General features: G+C 54.7%; 15 protein-coding genes. 11 read left to right on the top strand and 4 right to left on the bottom strand.

All coding sequences use genetic code 11. The features are described from left to right. Positions 1-36 precede the first annotated feature (36 nt). From ACT3TC_RS10500 to ACT3TC_RS10470, 7 genes are all read left to right on the top strand, one after another. Positions 37-1,518: a protein adenylyltransferase SelO gene (locus ACT3TC_RS10500; RefSeq protein ID WP_444639985.1), complete on the top strand. Its 1,482-nt coding sequence runs from the start codon at positions 37-39 to the stop codon at positions 1,516-1,518. 53 nt (positions 1,519-1,571) lie between these two features. Beyond that, positions 1,572-2,618, top strand: coding sequence for a DNA polymerase IV (gene dinB / locus ACT3TC_RS10495; protein ID WP_444631108.1), 1,047 nt, complete (start codon positions 1,572-1,574; stop codon positions 2,616-2,618). A gap of 164 nt (positions 2,619-2,782) precedes the next feature. Further along, positions 2,783-3,610 (top strand): alpha/beta fold hydrolase, encoded by an 828-nt coding sequence (locus tag ACT3TC_RS10490; protein WP_444639983.1) that lies wholly within the window; start codon positions 2,783-2,785, stop codon positions 3,608-3,610. Between the two features lie 9 nt (positions 3,611-3,619). Next, on the top strand, positions 3,620-3,871 hold the full coding sequence (locus ACT3TC_RS10485; protein WP_172118653.1) for a thiamine-binding protein: 252 nt from the start codon (positions 3,620-3,622) through the stop codon (positions 3,869-3,871). Between the two features lie 136 nt (positions 3,872-4,007). Next, positions 4,008-5,027 (top strand): TRAP transporter substrate-binding protein, encoded by a 1,020-nt coding sequence (locus ACT3TC_RS10480; protein WP_444639981.1) that lies wholly within the window; start codon positions 4,008-4,010, stop codon positions 5,025-5,027. Positions 5,028-5,056: 29 nt separating this feature from the next. Next, the gene (locus ACT3TC_RS10475; RefSeq protein WP_444639980.1) at positions 5,057-5,536 is read left to right on the top strand and encodes a TRAP transporter small permease; all 480 of its coding nucleotides are present in this window, start codon (positions 5,057-5,059) and stop codon (positions 5,534-5,536) included. 24 nt (positions 5,537-5,560) lie between these two features. Beyond that, positions 5,561-6,865, top strand: a complete 1,305-nt coding sequence (locus ACT3TC_RS10470; protein ID WP_444639978.1) for a TRAP transporter large permease — start codon at positions 5,561-5,563, stop codon at positions 6,863-6,865. 66 nt (positions 6,866-6,931) lie between these two features. On the opposite strand, the gene gabT is transcribed toward ACT3TC_RS10470, so the two are convergent. From gabT to csiR, 4 genes are all read right to left on the bottom strand, one after another. Next, entirely contained in the window at positions 6,932-8,206 is a 1,275-nt protein-coding gene (gabT, locus tag ACT3TC_RS10465; RefSeq protein ID WP_444639977.1) for a 4-aminobutyrate--2-oxoglutarate transaminase, read from the bottom strand. Between the two features lie 81 nt (positions 8,207-8,287). Then, positions 8,288-9,502: a CaiB/BaiF CoA transferase family protein gene (locus ACT3TC_RS10460; RefSeq protein WP_444639975.1), complete on the bottom strand. Its 1,215-nt coding sequence runs from the start codon at positions 9,500-9,502 to the stop codon at positions 8,288-8,290. A 39-nt stretch (positions 9,503-9,541) separates the two neighbouring features. Beyond that, entirely contained in the window at positions 9,542-10,720 is a 1,179-nt protein-coding gene (locus ACT3TC_RS10455) for an acyl-CoA dehydrogenase (protein ID WP_444639973.1), read from the bottom strand. Between the two features lie 145 nt (positions 10,721-10,865). After that, positions 10,866-11,555, bottom strand: a complete 690-nt coding sequence (gene csiR, locus ACT3TC_RS10450; protein ID WP_444631101.1) for a DNA-binding transcriptional regulator CsiR — start codon at positions 11,553-11,555, stop codon at positions 10,866-10,868. Positions 11,556-11,673: 118 nt separating this feature from the next. On the opposite strand from csiR, the gene lhgO reads away from it, so the two are divergent. From lhgO to ACT3TC_RS10430, 4 genes are all read left to right on the top strand, one after another. Further along, positions 11,674-12,870, top strand: a complete 1,197-nt coding sequence (lhgO, locus tag ACT3TC_RS10445; RefSeq protein WP_444639972.1) for an L-2-hydroxyglutarate oxidase — start codon at positions 11,674-11,676, stop codon at positions 12,868-12,870. A gap of 120 nt (positions 12,871-12,990) precedes the next feature. Further along, entirely contained in the window at positions 12,991-13,950 is a 960-nt protein-coding gene (locus tag ACT3TC_RS10440) for a TAXI family TRAP transporter solute-binding subunit (RefSeq protein WP_193056478.1), read from the top strand. A 29-nt stretch (positions 13,951-13,979) separates the two neighbouring features. Continuing rightward, a complete protein-coding gene (locus tag ACT3TC_RS10435; protein ID WP_193056479.1) occupies positions 13,980-14,477 on the top strand; it encodes a DUF1850 domain-containing protein in 498 nt (165 codons plus the stop codon). 34 nt (positions 14,478-14,511) lie between these two features. Beyond that, positions 14,512-16,521 carry a TRAP transporter permease gene (locus ACT3TC_RS10430; RefSeq protein WP_193056480.1) on the top strand — a complete coding sequence of 670 codons (2,010 nt, stop codon included), beginning with the start codon at positions 14,512-14,514 and terminating at the stop codon, positions 16,519-16,521. Positions 16,522-16,625: the final 104 nt, after the last annotated feature.

The raw sequence follows: 16,625 nt of genomic DNA, 5'->3' as shown, positions 1-16,625 counted from the left end.
TGAGTGAACTGCTAGGGTATTAGGAGATAACGCCCAATGATAGAGGAGGTGACTGTGCTGACGTTTGAGCATTTTTACAAAACACTACCTGAACCGCTGTGGATGGCGTGCCAGCCCACGCCGGTAAAAGCGCCCAGCTTAATTGCCTTTAATCACTCCCTTGCCCAAACCCTGGGGGCGAGTGAGGTGCCTGATAACGCCACGCTGGCGCAGTGGTTTAGCGGCAATACGCTGCCCCCGGGCGCGGACCCTATTGCGCTTGGCTATGCGGGCCACCAGTTTGGTAATTTTGTCTCTCAGTTGGGGGATGGCCGGGCACTTTTGCTGGGCGAAGTGGTAGACGAGCAGGGCCAGCGGCGGGATATACAGCTGAAGGGCAGCGGGCGAACCCCTTTTTCACGCGGCGGTGATGGCCGCTCGCCCTTGGGGCCTGTGCTGCGTGAGTACCTGGTCAGTGAATTTATGGCGGCGATTGGCGTACCCACTACGCGGGCGCTGGCCGCGGTAGCCAGCGGAGAGGTGGTTAGACGCCAACTACCTGAGCCAGGGGCTGTTTTTACCCGGATGGCTCGCAGCCACGTGCGCGTTGGCACCTTTCAGTTTGCTGCGGTGCTGCGTAATGAACAGACCCTAAAAGCCCTGGCGGATTACGCGATTGAGCGCCACTACCCAGACGCGGCCCAAGCCGATGATCCTTACCTGGCACTGCTGGAGGCGGTTGTTGCCCGCCAAGCCGCGCTGGTGGCGCACTGGATGAGCGTAGGCTTTATCCACGGTGTGATGAATACTGATAACACCAGCATCACCGGGGAGACCATTGATTACGGCCCCTGTGCCTTTATGGAGCAGTTTGATCCGCAAAAGGTGTTTAGCTCTATCGACGAGGCCGGCCGCTACGCCTTTGGCAATCAGCCCGCGATTGCCCAATGGAACCTGGCCCGCCTGGCGGAAACGTTACTGCCGCTAATGCAGGCGCAGGGCGATGGGGCGGTGGAGCAGGCAACGCAAGCCATTCATCGTTTTACCGATATACATGCCGATGAGCAGCGCAAGCGTCAGGCGGATAAGCTAGGGCTTTCGTCTGATAGCGAGCAAGCCAATACGCTGATGGCGTCGCTTGAAATCCAAATGGCCCAAGGCAAGATGGATATGACGGCAACCTTTGACGCGTTGACCCAGTACGCCGCCTCACCAGGTGCCCAAACCCATGATGCCGTGCTTGCGTTAACCACTCAGCCTGACGCCTTGGGCGCGTGGATAGAAGCATGGCAGGCCGAATGTGTTGCCCATCAGGATGCAGCGCGTTGGGAGGCGATGCGGCACGCCAATCCGGTCGTTATTCCGCGTAATCACCGCGTTCAGGAAGTGATTAATGCCGCTTACGAGGGTGACTACGCACCTTTTCATACCTTGCTTGCAGCGGTGACCAAGCCCTTCGAGGATTCACCGGAAGCACGCCGCTTGGCCGTTCCTGCCACCAGCAGCGAACAAGTATTGAGAACATTTTGCGGAACCTGAACAGGAAAAACCTGTGATAAACTGTGTTTTTTTACAGGTGAGAAGGGTGGCCAGTGCGCAAAATTATCCACTGCGACTGTGACTGCTTTTACGCGGCGGTAGAAATGCGCGACAACCCGGCGCTCAAGGATATTCCCATTGCCATTGGGGGTAGCGTTGAGCAGCGCGGAGTAGTCGCGACCTGCAATTACCCCGCCCGCGAATACGGCATTCATTCCGCCATGCCGATGGCTCAGGCACTGAAACGCTGCCCACATTTAACGCTTATCCGTGGCGATATGGCCAAGTACAAGGAAGTGGCGCGCCAGGTCTTTGCGATTTATCGCGAGGTGACCGATTTAATCGAACCGCTGTCGTTGGACGAGGCGTTTTTGGATGTCTCCGAAGTGACGCTGCACCAGGGCAGTGCCACGCGCATGGCGCAGGCGATCCGCGAGCGGGTTCGGCGGGAGGTAGGCATCACCGTGTCGGCGGGAGTGGCGCCCAACAAGTTCCTCGCCAAAATCGCCAGCGACTGGAATAAACCGGACGGCCTGTGTGTAATTACGCCTGATGAAGTGGAGCACTTTGTGCAGGCGCTGCCGGTGAAAAAAATTCATGGGGTGGGCCCACGCACCGCTGAAAAGATGGCGCGGCTGGATATCCATACCTGCGCTGACCTGCGTGCTCGCCCACTTACTGAGCTGGTGGAACAGTTTGGCCGCTTTGGTAAACGCTTGCACGAGTTAAGCCTCGGCCATGACGAGCGGCCGGTTAAAACCCATCGTGAGCGTAAATCGGTAAGTACCGAGCAGACCTATGCCAAGGACCTGCCCACGCTTGCGGAGTGCCGCCAACAACTCCCCGTGCTGTTAGAAGATTTAGAGCGCCGCTATGCCCGCTTGGACCCACCGCCTGGCGTAAGAGGGTTAATGGTCAAGGTGAAGTTTAACGATTTTACCCAAACCACGGTGGAGCATGCCGACCCCGCGCCCAACCTTGAGCAGTTCGAGACGCTGTTGAACGTTGGTTGGGCACGCGGCGAGCGCCCGGTGCGTCTGCTGGGGGTGGGGTATCGCCTGGCAGAAGCCGCACCCGCTGAGCAGCTCTCTCTGTTTTAGAAATCAGCGCCTACCGATATTTTGTTAGCCTGTTAAACCTTATGTCGATTGACGCTCTTTAGTCCGCACGTTAAAACGCTTGTATGAGAACGATTGTATGAAAACGGTATTGCCACGTGTACTGGCGACCATAACGGCGGCGTTAAAGGCCCAAGAGTTTTTTTATGACAACAACCCCCGCACGGCCTCATTTGATGTTTGCCCATGCCAATGGGTTTCCTGGGCTGAGCTATAAAAGCCTGCTCGAACCCTTGGCCGATACCTTTGAGATCCACCCCGTGGATCGGCTAGGGCATCATCCGGACTACCCAGTGAACCACAACTGGACCAACCTGGTGGATGAGCTATTAAGCTATCTGCCGGATACCCAAGCGCCCTTGCTAGGCGTGGGGCATTCGCTGGGCGGCACGTTAATGGCGATGGCGGCCGACAAGCAGCCCGAGCGTTTTTGCGGGGTGATCCTGCTCGACCCGCCGTTGATGTTGGGAGCCGATGCCTGGGCCATGAAAGTGGCCAAGCGTTTTGGTTTTATAGATCGCATCACACCGGCAGGTAAGACCCAGGGCCGGCGCAGCGTATGGCCAAGCCGCGAGGTGATGGCTAAATCCTTAAGTCAGCGCGGCCTCTTTAGCCGCTTTACCCCGGCAGCGCTTAACGACTACATTGAAGCAGGTACCCGGCTTTTAGAGGATGGCAGCGCAGAATTGACGTTTGATCCGCGTGTCGAGGTGGAGATTTTTCGCCACTTGCCGGACCACCTTTCGCGCTTGCCGAGCCGGGTAGGCGTGCCGCTGGCGATTATTGCCGGTCAGGAGTCGGATTTGCTTACCGCAGCGCGTATCAAACGTTTGAAGCGGAAAGGCTTAACCGTGAGCGACACGCCAGGAACCCATATGTTTCCGATGGAGCACCCCGACGAAACACGGTTAGCCATTCTGGCCGCTTGGCAGCGCTTTTCGAGCGCAACTGGCAGGCCGTCACACACAACGTAAGGAGGCGTTATGTATCTTTCTGTACAGCTTAGCTACTACCCGCTGGGCAATGATGTTAAACCGCTAGTAAAAGACGTGGTCAAGCGCCTTGAGGCAACGGGGCTAGAGGTGTATCCCAACCGCATGAGCACTCAGATATTTGGTGAGTTCGATGCGGTGATGGCAGCCTTGAGCGAGGTGATGAAGTGGTCGTTTGAGACGTACGGCAAAGCGGTGTTTACGGCCAATTTCCTGGAGGGCGATCGACGACCCCGTGATTAAGTTACGGCCTATCTTCCCAGATCTGTTATCACTCAGTGTCGCTATCTGACGCTTTTATGTCGCTATAGGAAACAGTTGGCTGGCCAATGAATGTAGTTTAAGAAATACCTTCAATAATAAATAGTAGGATCATTGAATGATTTCTAAAGCTGCTGCGAAAAAAAATGGGCTTAAGCCGGTAATAAACACATCTCTTCTATTAGGTTCGTTACTGGTGAGCGGCTACGCTTTTGCTCAGTCAGCTAATATGGACTTTTCCAATGAATATAATGCGAACTCCATACACGCCCAAGGCGATGCCTATTTTATTGATAAAGTAGGCGAACTTACGGGTGGCGATATCAATATTACGCTACATACGGGTGGTGCTTTAGGCTTTAATTCAGGAGACCACTTTTATGCCGTTGCCGATGGCGCCGTTGATATAGCCGATACGCTTTCGGGCACCATGAGTGGAATTGACTCTATCTTCCTGCTCTCTTCCTTGCCCTTTATTGTTGAAAACGTCGCAGATGCGCGACGTTTATATGAAATAGCGAAACCTCATTACGAAGAAGTCTTTGAAGATAATGGCCAGATACTGCTTTATGCATCACCTTGGCCGCCGAGCGGCGTCTGGTCCAAGACGGCAATAGAGAGTCCGGATGACCTGGAAAACTTAAAAATCCGTACCTTTGATCGCAGTGGAACGGAAACTTTCCGAAATGTAGGCGCTTCACCCGTCAGCCTGTCCTGGGGAGATGTAGTGCCTCAGCTGGCTACCGGTGGAATCAGTGCTGTATTAACCTCGGCAGAGGCGGGCGCGAATGGCAGTTTCTGGGAGCATCAGAACCATTTTGCGGGAGTTCAATATGCTATCCCGCTCAATATGGTACATATGAATAAAGGTGTATTTGAGGCATTGAGCGCTGAGCAGCAAGATGCACTTCTTGAAGCCGCCAGCCTCACTGACCAGCACAATTGGGCGGCTGTTGAGACCCGCACCGAAGAAAACTATCAAACGCTTGGTGAGCATGATGTAACCATCAATGATCCGGTATCAGCTGAGTTGCTTAGTGCGCTTTCGGACGCATCAGCCAGCGTTATTGAGAATTGGCTACAAAACACTGGTGATGTGGGGCAATCAATCCTGGTTGAGTTTAGAGGCGAGCAATGATGTTTCTAAAGAGCATGGAGCGAGTCTCCATGCTGCTTAATAGAATCGGCGCTGTGATTGCCATCGTACTGATTATTTATATGCTGGCCCATATTCTTCTGGAGATAGCGCTGAGGTTTTTTGGCCAATCCACCTATATCCTCGATGAGTATATTGGCTATGCCGTTGCCACCATGTCGTTTCTAGGCCTTCCTTACGTACTTGAGAAAGGTGGGCTGATCAGAGTTTCCCTTCTGCTTGAACGTATCCCTGTGAATAAGCGATGGCCGCTTGAGCTCTTCAGTAGCCTGGTAGCCGCTGGCTGCTTTCTATGGATATCTACGTTCTGGCTGCAGAACGTTCAGCGGAGTTTTAGCCGAGGGGTGGTCAGTGAAACGCTCGCTGAAACGCCTATCTGGATACCCGAGGGCGCGATACTGATTGGTATGTGGCTGATCTCTTTTTCGCTTCTTGTCAGAGCCCTGAAAATACTGATGTTGCGCTCTCAGTATTTGCCTGTAGCTGAATAAGATTTAACTGATGGGAAGTCATGCATGGATATTTTTTGGACGGCTATAGGCGTTGCGGTTCTACTGCTTTTCTTTCTGACCATGGGCATGTGGATTTTTGCTGCCATGATGGCAGTGTCTATCGGCTCTCTTTGGCTGTTTGGAGATTTTAGTGCAGATCGCATTGGCCTGATTTTTTCTCGGATTTTATATCGGGCTAGCAACAGCTGGGAATTATCTGCCATTCCGCTGTTTATCCTGATGGGAGAGTTGATATTTCGCTCGAATATCTCGGAGCGTTTGTTCAAGGGACTTGTACCAATTACCAGCCATTTGCCCGGCGGAATACTCCATACCAACGTTTTGGGCTGCACATTATTTGCAGCCGTGAGTGGCTCCAGCGCGGCTACAACGGCCACCATCGGTAAAATTACTACTCAGGAGCTGAAAGAGAGAGGCTATGATAGAAACCTTTCGATTGGCTCTCTGGCAGGCGCCGGTAGTCTCGGCCTGTTAATTCCTCCATCAATCGTGATGATTGTCTATGGAGTGCAAGCGGAGGTATCGATCAGTCAGCTGTTTATGGCAGGCGTGGTGCCTGGGCTTTTGATCGCTTTTCTCTACAGCTGCTATATCTGTTTCAGGTCCTGGATGTCGCCATCCTTAACGCCTAAAGCCGTGGTGTCTGAACAGACTATCTGGCAATCCTTTGTGTTGCTGTTGCCCATATTATTGCTGATCTCCATTGTGATTGGATCAATCTATAGCGGCATTGCAACACCATCAGAAGCAGCAGCAGTGGGCGTGGCAGCTACTCTGATGCTATTGGGATTTGAAAGACAGCTAAACCTCAGGCTATTTGTTGAAGCATTTCGCGGGACGTTAATCACCACCATCATGGTGTGTAGTCTGCTAATCACAGCAACGCTTCTATCTACGGCGATGGGATATCTACATCTACCGCGCGAGTTGGCAGGTTGGATTGCTGAGCAGAACTTCAGTCCCATGGTATTGCTGTTTGCGCTAGCCATTTTCTATATCGTGCTGGGGCTCTTCCTGGACGGTATTTCGATTACCGTAATGAGTTTGCCGATTACGCTCCCCATCGTTTTGCTGGCAGGATTTGATCCAATCTGGTTTGGTATTTTTCTGATTATCATGATTGAGCTTGGTCAGATTACCCCGCCTGTTGGCTTCAATCTCTTTGTACTGCAAAGCCTGACAGGTGAAAGCATCAGCCGTGTTGCATGGGCATCACTGCCGTTTTTCCTGCTCATGTGTGTTGCTGCCATGCTGGTGAGCATCTGGCCACAAATTGCCCTTTGGCTGCCAAGATTTATGGCAGGGTGACGGCAGATAAACACCCAACGCGCCGCTCAATTTGAGCGGCGCGTTTGTTTTCGACACGTGGTCGTTCTAAACCAGCGATTCCAGGCATGACTCGATAATATCCAGCCCTTCGTTCAAAACGTCGTCTTCGATGGTAATGGGCATTAAAAAGCGGATGGTATTGCCGTACATCCCGCAGGAAAGCAGAATCAAACCCTCTTCGCGGGCTTTTTTGCATAATGCGCTGGCAAGCTCTGCATTGGGTGCTCGGGTAGTTTTATCGGCGACGAGTTCAAAGGCGGCCATAGCGCCCATGTGGCGAACATTAGCGACACTTTCGTAACGTGCCTGCCACTGATTAAAATGCTTGGCCAGCTTATCGCCGAGGGCTTGGCTTTTCTCCAGGATGTTCTCTTTCTCAAACACTTCCATAACGGCAAGTGCGGCAGCGCAGGCGGTTGGGCTGCCCGTGTAAGTGCCACCCAATGAGTTGGGGCCTGAGGCGTCCATTATTGTATCGGTGCCTACCACGGCTGAAATCGGCATGCCGTCGGCCATGCTTTTGGCCATGGTCATAATGTCGGGCTCAACACCGCTGTGCTCAATGGCAAACATCTTACCTGTGCGCCCGAAGCCAGACTGCACCTCGTCAATAATCATCAGAATGCCGTGCTCATCACAGATGTCGCGGATCTTTTTGAGGAACGAGGCCGGTGCCGGGTAAAAGCCGCCTTCGCCAAGCACGGGCTCCAGGATGATGGCGGCGGTATTGGACGGGCCCGCGTCGGTTTTAAGCGCCATCATCAGGCCGCGAAGGGCTTCATCTTCACTAACACCGTGATAATCGACCGGGTAGGGCGCCCGAAATACGGTGCCTGGCATGGGGCCAAAGTCGGTTTGGTAGGGCGCTACTTTGCCATTCATTGCCATGGTGAAGAAGGTGCGGCCGTGGTAGCCGCCATCAAAGCAGATGACGTTAGCGCGTCCGGTCGCTGCGCGGGCAATCTTGACGGCATTTTCCAGCGCTTCGGCGCCGGAGTTGGCCAGCATTACCTTGGCATGGCCACGAACCGGTACCAGGTGGCTAAGTTTTTCGGCTACACGAACGTAGCCTTCATAGGGCATGACCGTTTGGCAGGTATGCATTACCTTGTCGAGCTGTGCCTTCACCGCGGCAACCACTTTAGGGTGGCGGTGGCCGATGTTCAGGACGCCGATTCCGCCAGCAAAATCGATAAATCGGTTGCCATCAGCATCCCACACTTCAGCGTTTTCGGCATGGTCGGCAAACGCTGTGGCAGGGCTCGCTGCGCCGTTGGCAACGTATTTCCGCTTTAGTTCGTTTAGCTCAGCATTGCTCATGGCTCAACTCCTATCTAATAAGGGATAGGCTTTCAGCATAGTGCGTAATTAATAGGCGTAAACACCGTATACGCCGAGCAATCAAATAATACCTGCCTCACGCAGTGCCTGTTGTTGGGCCGGGCTAATGCCGATGTCGTTTAACACACGTTCAGTATGCTCACCCAAGCCTGGCGGTGCTGTGCTGGCGCTCATGGAGTGACCATTGACGCGAATAGGGTTAGCCACCAGATCCACCTGGCCCGACTGTGAGTGGGGCAGGGTCTGTTTTAAGCCGCGCGCTTTTACATGCGGGTCATCAAATACGCGGTCCAGCGTATTGATGGGGCCGCTGGGCACGCCTGCTGCTTCAAAAGCGGTCAGCCATGTATCCATGGTTCGCTGAGCAAGGGCCGCTTCGAGTAGGGGCACGAGCGTTTCACGGTGGTTAACGCGGGCGCCGTTGGTGGCGAAGCGCTCATCGAGTGGCAGATCGCTTAGCGAGAGCACCTCACAAAAGCGCGCAAACTGTGCGTCATTGCCTACGGCCACAATGATGTGTCCATCCGCGGTCGCAAACGTTTGATAGGGCACGATGTTAGGGTGCGCATTGCCCAAGCGTTGAGGCACGTTGCCGGAGGTTAAGTAGTTAAGCGCTTGGTTGGCCAACACGCCTACCTGGACATCCATCAGCGCCATATCAATATGGCAGCCGACGCCGCTGTCACGGCGTTGATAAAGCGCTGCCAGCACAGCGTTGGCGGCATACAGGCCAGTAAAAATATCGGTAAATGCCACGCCGCTCTTCATCGGGCCGCCACCGAGTTCACTGTCGGGTTTGCCGGTCAAACTCATGATGCCGCCCATGGCTTGAATCATAAAGTCGTAGCCTGCGCGGTGGGCGTAGGGACTTTGCTGGCCAAAACCGGTAATCGAGCAGTAGATCAGCGCCGGGTTAAGTTTTTTTAGGCTGGCGTAATCCAGGCCGTATTTCTTTAGGCCGCCGACTTTAAAGTTCTCAAGCAGCACGTCTGACTGGGCAACGAGCTGCTTGATCAGCGCCTGACCCTCTGGCCTGGCCATATCAATCGTCACCGAGCGTTTTCCCCGGTTGGCGCACAGGTAATAGGCTGACTCTGCGGTGTCTTCAAGCCAGGGAGGCCCCCAGTGGCGCGTGTCGTCACCGCTGCCTGGACGCTCGACCTTCACTACATCGGCCCCCATGTCCGCGAGCATTTGGCCACACCAGGGCCCGGCCAGTACGCGAGAAATATCGAGTACCTTAATGCCCGCCAGCGGTTTGGTTACGTTGCTCATGATGATTCCTGTGGCCTGTTGTGGTTTGTGCGCGGCAGCTTAGAAAAATGCCTGAATGCCGGTTTGAGAGCGGCCAAGAATCAACGCGTGAACATCGTGGGTACCTTCGTAGGTATTCACCGACTCCAGGTTCACCATATGGCGAATTACCCCATACTCGTCAGAAACGCCGTTACCGCCGTGCATATCCCGCGACATGCGCGCAATATCCAGCGCCTTGCCGCAGTTGTTGCGTTTGATCAGCGAAATCATTTCCGGCGCCCAGTTGCCGCTATCCATCAGGCGGCCCACCTGAAGCGCGGCCTGAAGGCCCAGGGTGATTTCCGTTTGCATATCGGCCAGCTTTTTCTGGATCAACTGGTTCGCCGCCAGCGGGCGGTTAAACTGCTTGCGGTCCAGGGTGTACTGGCGGGCGGCATGCCAGCAGAATTCAGCGGTGCCCATTACACCCCATGCAATGCCATAACGCGCTTTGTTCAAGCAGCCAAAAGGCCCTTTAAGGCCGCTGACGTTAGGCAGCAGGTTCTCTTCAGGGACAAAGGCGCCATCCAGTACGATTTCACCGGTAATCGAGGCGCGAAGCGACACCTTGCCTTCTATTTTCGGGGTAGAGAAACCTTCCGTGCCACGTTCGACGATAAAGCCCTTGATCTGGTTGTCGTGGGCAGCCGACTTGGCCCATACCACGGCGATATCGGCAATCGGGCTGTTGGTAATCCACATTTTGGCGCCGGTTAACCGGTAGCCGCCGTCGACTTTTTCCGCACGGGTAATCATCCCGCCTGGATCAGAGCCGTGGTCGGGTTCGGTAAGGCCAAAACAGCCGACCATTTCACCGCTGGCAAGCCTGGGCAGGTACTTTTGTTTTTGCTCTTTTGAGCCATACGCTTCAATGGGATACATCACCAGCGACGACTGTACGCTCATGGCCGAACGGTAGCCGGAATCGACACGCTCCACTTCTCGGGCTATCAAGCCGTACGCAACGTGGTTAACGCCTGCGCCGCCGTACTCCGGGGAAACGGTCGCGCCCAGCAGGCCCAGTTCTCCCATCTCCGTCATGATCTCGCGGTCAAAACGCTCTTCACGAAATGCACTTAATACACGGGGCTGCAGGTTGTTTTGGCAGTAGTCATGGGCGGCATCGCGAATCTGGCGCTCTTCCTCGGTGAGCTGGTGCTCCAGCAATAGCGGGTCGTCCCAATTGAAGTGTGTCATTACGTAGTCTCCTGAGGATTCTTGAGGGAAACAGGTTCGCGTCGACACATCCAGGCGCCCACGCCGATCCAGCGATCTACTTTGAAAGCTATTCCAATTTATCGCCGTTATTTAAAAATATCTACATTTTTTTAAAATGAAAAATTTATTGAATGCCGCGAGCCTTAAGCACTTGCGTAATGATGGGGACTGGTGTCATCAAGTGATCGCGCATTAACGTGTCAGCCTGCTCGGCATTGCGGGCCAAAATAACCTCAACAAGGGCGGCGTGCTCTTGGCGCTTTTGCGCTAGAGCAGTGGGCGACATAACGGTTTCCTGTAGCCACAAGTGGCGGTAACGTTCTACCTGATCAAACAGAGTGTGGCGCATTTGCAGCAGGTGAGGGGAGTTGCAGCCACTGGCAATCGCGGTATGGAACGCCTTGTGACGTGCATCCCAGCCATCAAGTAGTTCATCGGGCGAGCTGATATCGGTTACCCTGGAAAGCCGGTGTGCCGTGGCTACTACCGAAGCTTCCCACTCATCGTCGCCCCGCTCGATGGCCAAGCGCAAAATAAGCCCTTCCAGCTGGGCACGTGCGTCATAAATATCATTAAGCTCAGCAAGTGACATGGGCGCTACGCGGTATCCCCGCTGGCTAATAGCCACGACCAGGCGGTCGGCTACCAGTTGCGAAAGCGCCTCCCGCAGTGGCCCGGTACTAACGCCGTAATGCTCCTTTAAGCGGCTCATAAGGAGCTTCTCTTCAGGCGCATAGCGGCCTCGGATAATGTCGTGCTTGAGCGTTCGGTAAGCGTTAATCGCTAAATTTTGACGCGGCGCATCTGGCTCCATGGCAATCTCCATTGCTATAACGTCGGCTCGCTGGTGAAAGGGTGGCAAACCGGCGAAGATATAAGAATAGCGGCTATTATTACTAAAAATTAACACTTTGGCATAAGAGGCGTGATTGATGTGGGATTTCATCATTATTGGCGGCGGAATCCTTGGGATGTCTACCGCAATGCAACTGCAGCAGACCTACCCTGATAAGCGTCTGCTGGTGCTTGAAAAAGAGCACGGCCCCGCTCAGCACCAATCCGGCCATAACAGCGGTGTTATTCATGCCGGGGTGTACTACACACCGGGTAGTTTGAAGGCGCGATTTTGTCTTGAGGGCAACCGAGCAACGCGGGCGTTTTGTGATCAGCATGGGGTCGATTACGCCATTTGCGGCAAGCTGCTGGTGGCCACCGATGCCCTTGAGATCCAGCGCATGCAAGCGCTTTGGGAACGTACTGCGGCCAATGGTCTGGAGCGTGAGTGGCTTAGCGCGGAGGCGCTTAAAGAGCGTGAGCCGAATATCCGTGGCGAGGCCGCTATTTACGTCCCTTCAAGCGGTATCGTCGACTATGCCCAGGTGACTCGTGCCATGGCCGCTGAATTTGAACGCCTTGGCGGGAAAATTCGCTATGGCGTTGAGGTGAAAGGGTTGGAAGAGCGCCGTGCCGAGGTGGTGGTCACCACCTCCAGCGATACGTTGAGCAGCCGCTACCTGGTGACCTGTGCCGGGTTAATGGCTGACCGGGTGATCCGCATGCTGGGTCAGAAGCCAGGCTTTACCATCTGCCCGTTCCGGGGGGAGTACTATTTATTGCCCGAGCAGCATAATCATATCGTTAACCACTTGATTTACCCTATTCCGGACCCGGGCATGCCATTTTTGGGCGTGCATTTAACCCGAATGATCGATGGTCGCGTAACGGTCGGCCCCAACGCGGTATTAGCGTTAAAGCGTGAAGGCTATCGAAAACAGGATATGTCGCTACGCGATATAGCTCAGATGTTGTCCCATCCCGGTATTTTAAAGGTATTGGGCAAGCACCTTAAGCCAGGAATTGGGGAGATGAAAAACTCGTTCTATAAGCGTGGCTACCTGGAACTGGTCCGCAAATATTGCCCTGATATCACTATTGATGACCTTCAGCCTTACCCGGCAGGCGTTCGCGCCCAGGCCGTATCCCGTGACGGTAAGTTGGTCGATGACTTTTTATTCGTCAATACACGGCGGACGGTGAACGTCGGCAATGCTCCTTCGCCAGCGGCAACGTCAGCGCTTCCTATTGGGGCGCATATTACTCAGCAGGTCGTGGCACTATTGTCCCATTAACATCAACGCAACAGCCGTGCTAACGTCACGTGGCCGCCGCTGCGAATGCAGCGGCAAGCACAACAAATATTCTGATCGTCACGCATACTTATAAGTCCAAGCCGGACGGAGGCAACTCGCATGCAAACACTAAAATATGCAGCCGCAGCATCGCTGCTCGCCATAGCACTGCCCGCCAGCGCCCAACAGCTTTCTATCGCCACTGGCGGTACCGGGGGCGTTTACTATCCTATTGGCGGCGGCCTGGCTGAAATGATCAATAACCATATTGAAGGTGCTCAAGCGACGGCGGAAGTGACCGGCGCCTCGGTTGAAAATATGGGGCTCATCATGCGCGGCGATGCCGATCTTGCCACCGCACTGGCCGACACGGTGTACCAAGCCTATACCGGCACCGACGATTTTGAAGGCCGTCAGGTGGAAAACACTCGGGCGCTGGCATCCCTCTACCCCAATGCGGTGCAGTTGGTGACGCTTGCCGAATCCGATATTCAAAGCATCAATGACCTGGCGGGCAAGCGAGTTTCGGTTGGCGCACCGGGTAGCGGCACCGAGCTTAACGCCCGCGCCGTACTGGAATCCAACGGCATTAGCTACGAAGACTTCACTCCCCAGCGGCTCAATTTCAACGAAACGGCCGATGCCATCCGCGATGGCGATATTGATGCCGGTTTCTGGAGCGTAGGCCCGCCTACCAGCTCAATTCTTAACCTGGCCGCCACGCGCGACATTCGCTTGATCAACCTGTCCGATGAAGAAATTGCCAACGCGCAGGAAGAGGAAGCGGTGTTTGCTCCCTATGAGCTTGCCGCTGGCATGTACGACGGCATGGGCGAAGCCGTTCAGACTATCGGCATTCCCAATGTCCTGGTGGTTAACGCCGATATGGATGAAGAGCTTGCCTACCAGCTGACCCAACTGCTGTTTGAGCATACCGATGAGCTGATTGCCGTCCACCCCGCCGCCAACGACACCACGATTGAGTTCACCATGAATTCAACGCCCGTGCCGCTGCACCCGGGCGCAATTCGCTATTTTGAGGAAATGGATGTCGAAATTCCGGACCGTTTGCGTCCGTAACGACGCCTTCATCTAACGGAGCATTCGTCATGCAGTGGCAACAAAAACTGATGGCGCTCCTGTTGGTCTGCTTACCGTTTGCCGAGGCTGGGGCTTCCCCCGCCTCGGCGTCTGCGTACCTTACGGTTACCACTGAAGATGGCGAAACGCTGTTGGAGGAAGCCGCTCCTGAAGGCGTGCGCTGGTGCATTCAGTGGCAGCATTCGGTCGAACACTTCACGGTGCTGGATTGCTATCGCAACGCCAGCGGTGTCATGCAGCTTGAGCGCAGCCACCAGCCCGACTTTGCCGCAGGACTTGGGCACATTGTGGGTCGAGGCGAGCAAGTGTCTGATGGCCAGGGCGGCTACTGGATCAATGCGATTAATGAGCCTGTCATCAATAACCGGTATGTACTTCGAGTCGGTGCTAATGCGGTCAATCATCAAGTGGTGTGGCCCGATGGCGAGCACCCTGACATTAGCCTGAGCGAGCAAGCGGCAGGGCAGCGAGTCATCATCCAACTGGGTGAGCCAGAGCGCTTCTAAAAGAAACAAGCGAGACAACACTTCCGAGGACTTCATGAACGAATCCACTCCACCGCCGGTATTAATGCCGGGCGGTAATGCGATTCAACCCCGCCTGGTACTGCGGTGTATCACCATCGTGGCTGTCGGGCTTTCCCTGTTTCAGCTCTACTCCGCCGGTATTCAGCCGTTGGGGCTGTTTTACCAGCGCGGTATCCACCTAGCGCTGATTATGCTGTTAGCGTTTTTAATGTTCCCGGTTTTTGGGCCGAACCGTAAGCGAGGTGTACTTGGCTGGGGAATTGATCTTGTCTTTTTAGCGGGCGCGCTGATTACCGGCGGCTATCTTGTGCTGTTTTTAGACGAGATTATCAATCGTGCGGGTTTCTGGAGTGAAACCGATATTCTGGTGGCCTGCATTGCGACGGTCACGGTACTGGAAGCCAGCCGTCGTGCCGTGGGCTTCGGGATGACGATTATTGGCGTGCTGGCCATCATATACGCCTTTGCCGGGCCACGCGGTGAGCTGCCTTGGCTTGGCGAGTGGCTGCCCGGTATTTTAAATCATCGCGGCTATTCTCTGGACCGAGTAGCAGGCCAGCTATACTTGGGTCAGGAAGGTATCTTTGGTTTGCCGTTAGGGGTTGCCGCGACCTACATTTTTATATTTGTGCTGTTTGGGGCGTTTTTAGAGAGCACCGGGGCGGGAAAATTCTTTATTGATATGGCCTACGCAGCCACAGGGCGCCAGCGCGGCGGCCCGGCGAAGGCGGCTGTGCTGGCGTCGGCGGGCATGGGGTCTATCTCGGGTAGCGCGATTGCCAACGTGGTCACCACGGGCGCGTTTACTATCCCGCTGATGAAAAAACTGGGCTATCAGCCTAGGCAGGCGGGAGGAATTGAAGCCGCTGCCTCCACTGGTGGGCAAATTATGCCGCCGCTGATGGGCGCAGGCGCCTTTTTGATAGCCGAGTACACCAATACGCCGTACCTGGATATTGTCAAAGTCAGTATTTTACCGGCGATCATGTACTTCGCGACGGTGTATCTGTTTGTACATATTATTGCCCTTAAACAGGGAATGCAGGGCATGCCGAGAAGCGAGCTGCCGAAAATGCGCCAGGTCATGAAGGATGGTTGGCATTTTCTGCTGCCGCTGGCCGTGCTGGTGTGGCTACTGGTAATGAACCTTTCGCCCATGCGGGTCGGCTACTACGCGGTAATTACCATGATTGCCGTGGCGGTTTTACGTTACGCGTTATGGTACTTCTTTGTCGCGCCTGGCCAAGGCCAGCCGGTGACAGTCAGGCGGACCCAAGAGGTGGTTTGGATCGGCCTGGTGAAGCTGGTGCAGGGCCTTGAACTGGGCGCACGCAATGCCGTGGCGGTTTCCATGGCGTGTGCGGTGGCAGGCATTATCGTGGGTGTAGTTGGGTTAACCGGCCTTGGGCTTAAGTTCTCCTCCATGATGCTCGCTTTCTCGGGCGGCAATCTGGTGCTTGCCCTGGTCATGGTGTTGTTGGCAAGCCTGATTCTGGGTATGGGCCTGCCGGTTACCGCAAGCTATATCGTGCTGATTGTTCTGGTGGGCCCGGCGCTAACGGCGGAGTTTGGCGTGCCGCTACTGGTCGCTCACCTGGTAGTATTCTGGTACTCCCAGGACTCTAACGTGACGCCGCCCATCGCCTTGGCAGGGTTTGCCGGGGCTGCAATCGCGGGCAGTAAACCGATGGAAACCGGCTTTCAGGCGTGGAAGTTTGCCAAAGGGCTTTATCTCATTCCGTTGTTTATGGTGTTCAATCCGGAGATTATTGTCGGCGGCCCGGTGCCGGTGGTGATCTGGAATGCCGTTATTGCTATTTTTGCCCTGTGCGCCTTTGCCGCCGCCCTTGAAGGATATTTGTTTACCCGTATGGGCTGGTTGTCGCGCCTTGCCATTGGCGCCGCTATCGTAGGGGTTTTCTACCCTAGCCTGATCACCGAGATTGCCGGTGTTGCCGTCATGATCGTTGCGATTGGTACAAATTGGCGAGCCAGTAAGCATGAAGCGCCGAGTATTGCATAGCGCTTAAAACGATGGCGAAAGCTGGATGTAAAAAAAGCCCGGAGACCATTAGGTTTCCGGGCTTTTGCGTTTCTTGCCTTAGCGGTTACATGGCTTCAGGCTTG

Source organism: Halomonas sp. AOP27-A1-41, assembly GCF_052378605.1.
In the GTDB taxonomy this organism is placed as follows: Bacteria; Pseudomonadota; Gammaproteobacteria; order Pseudomonadales; family Halomonadaceae; genus Vreelandella; species Vreelandella citrativorans.
The sequence above is the reverse complement of the archived record's forward strand: the minus strand, read 5'-3'. Positions and strand labels throughout refer to the sequence as shown.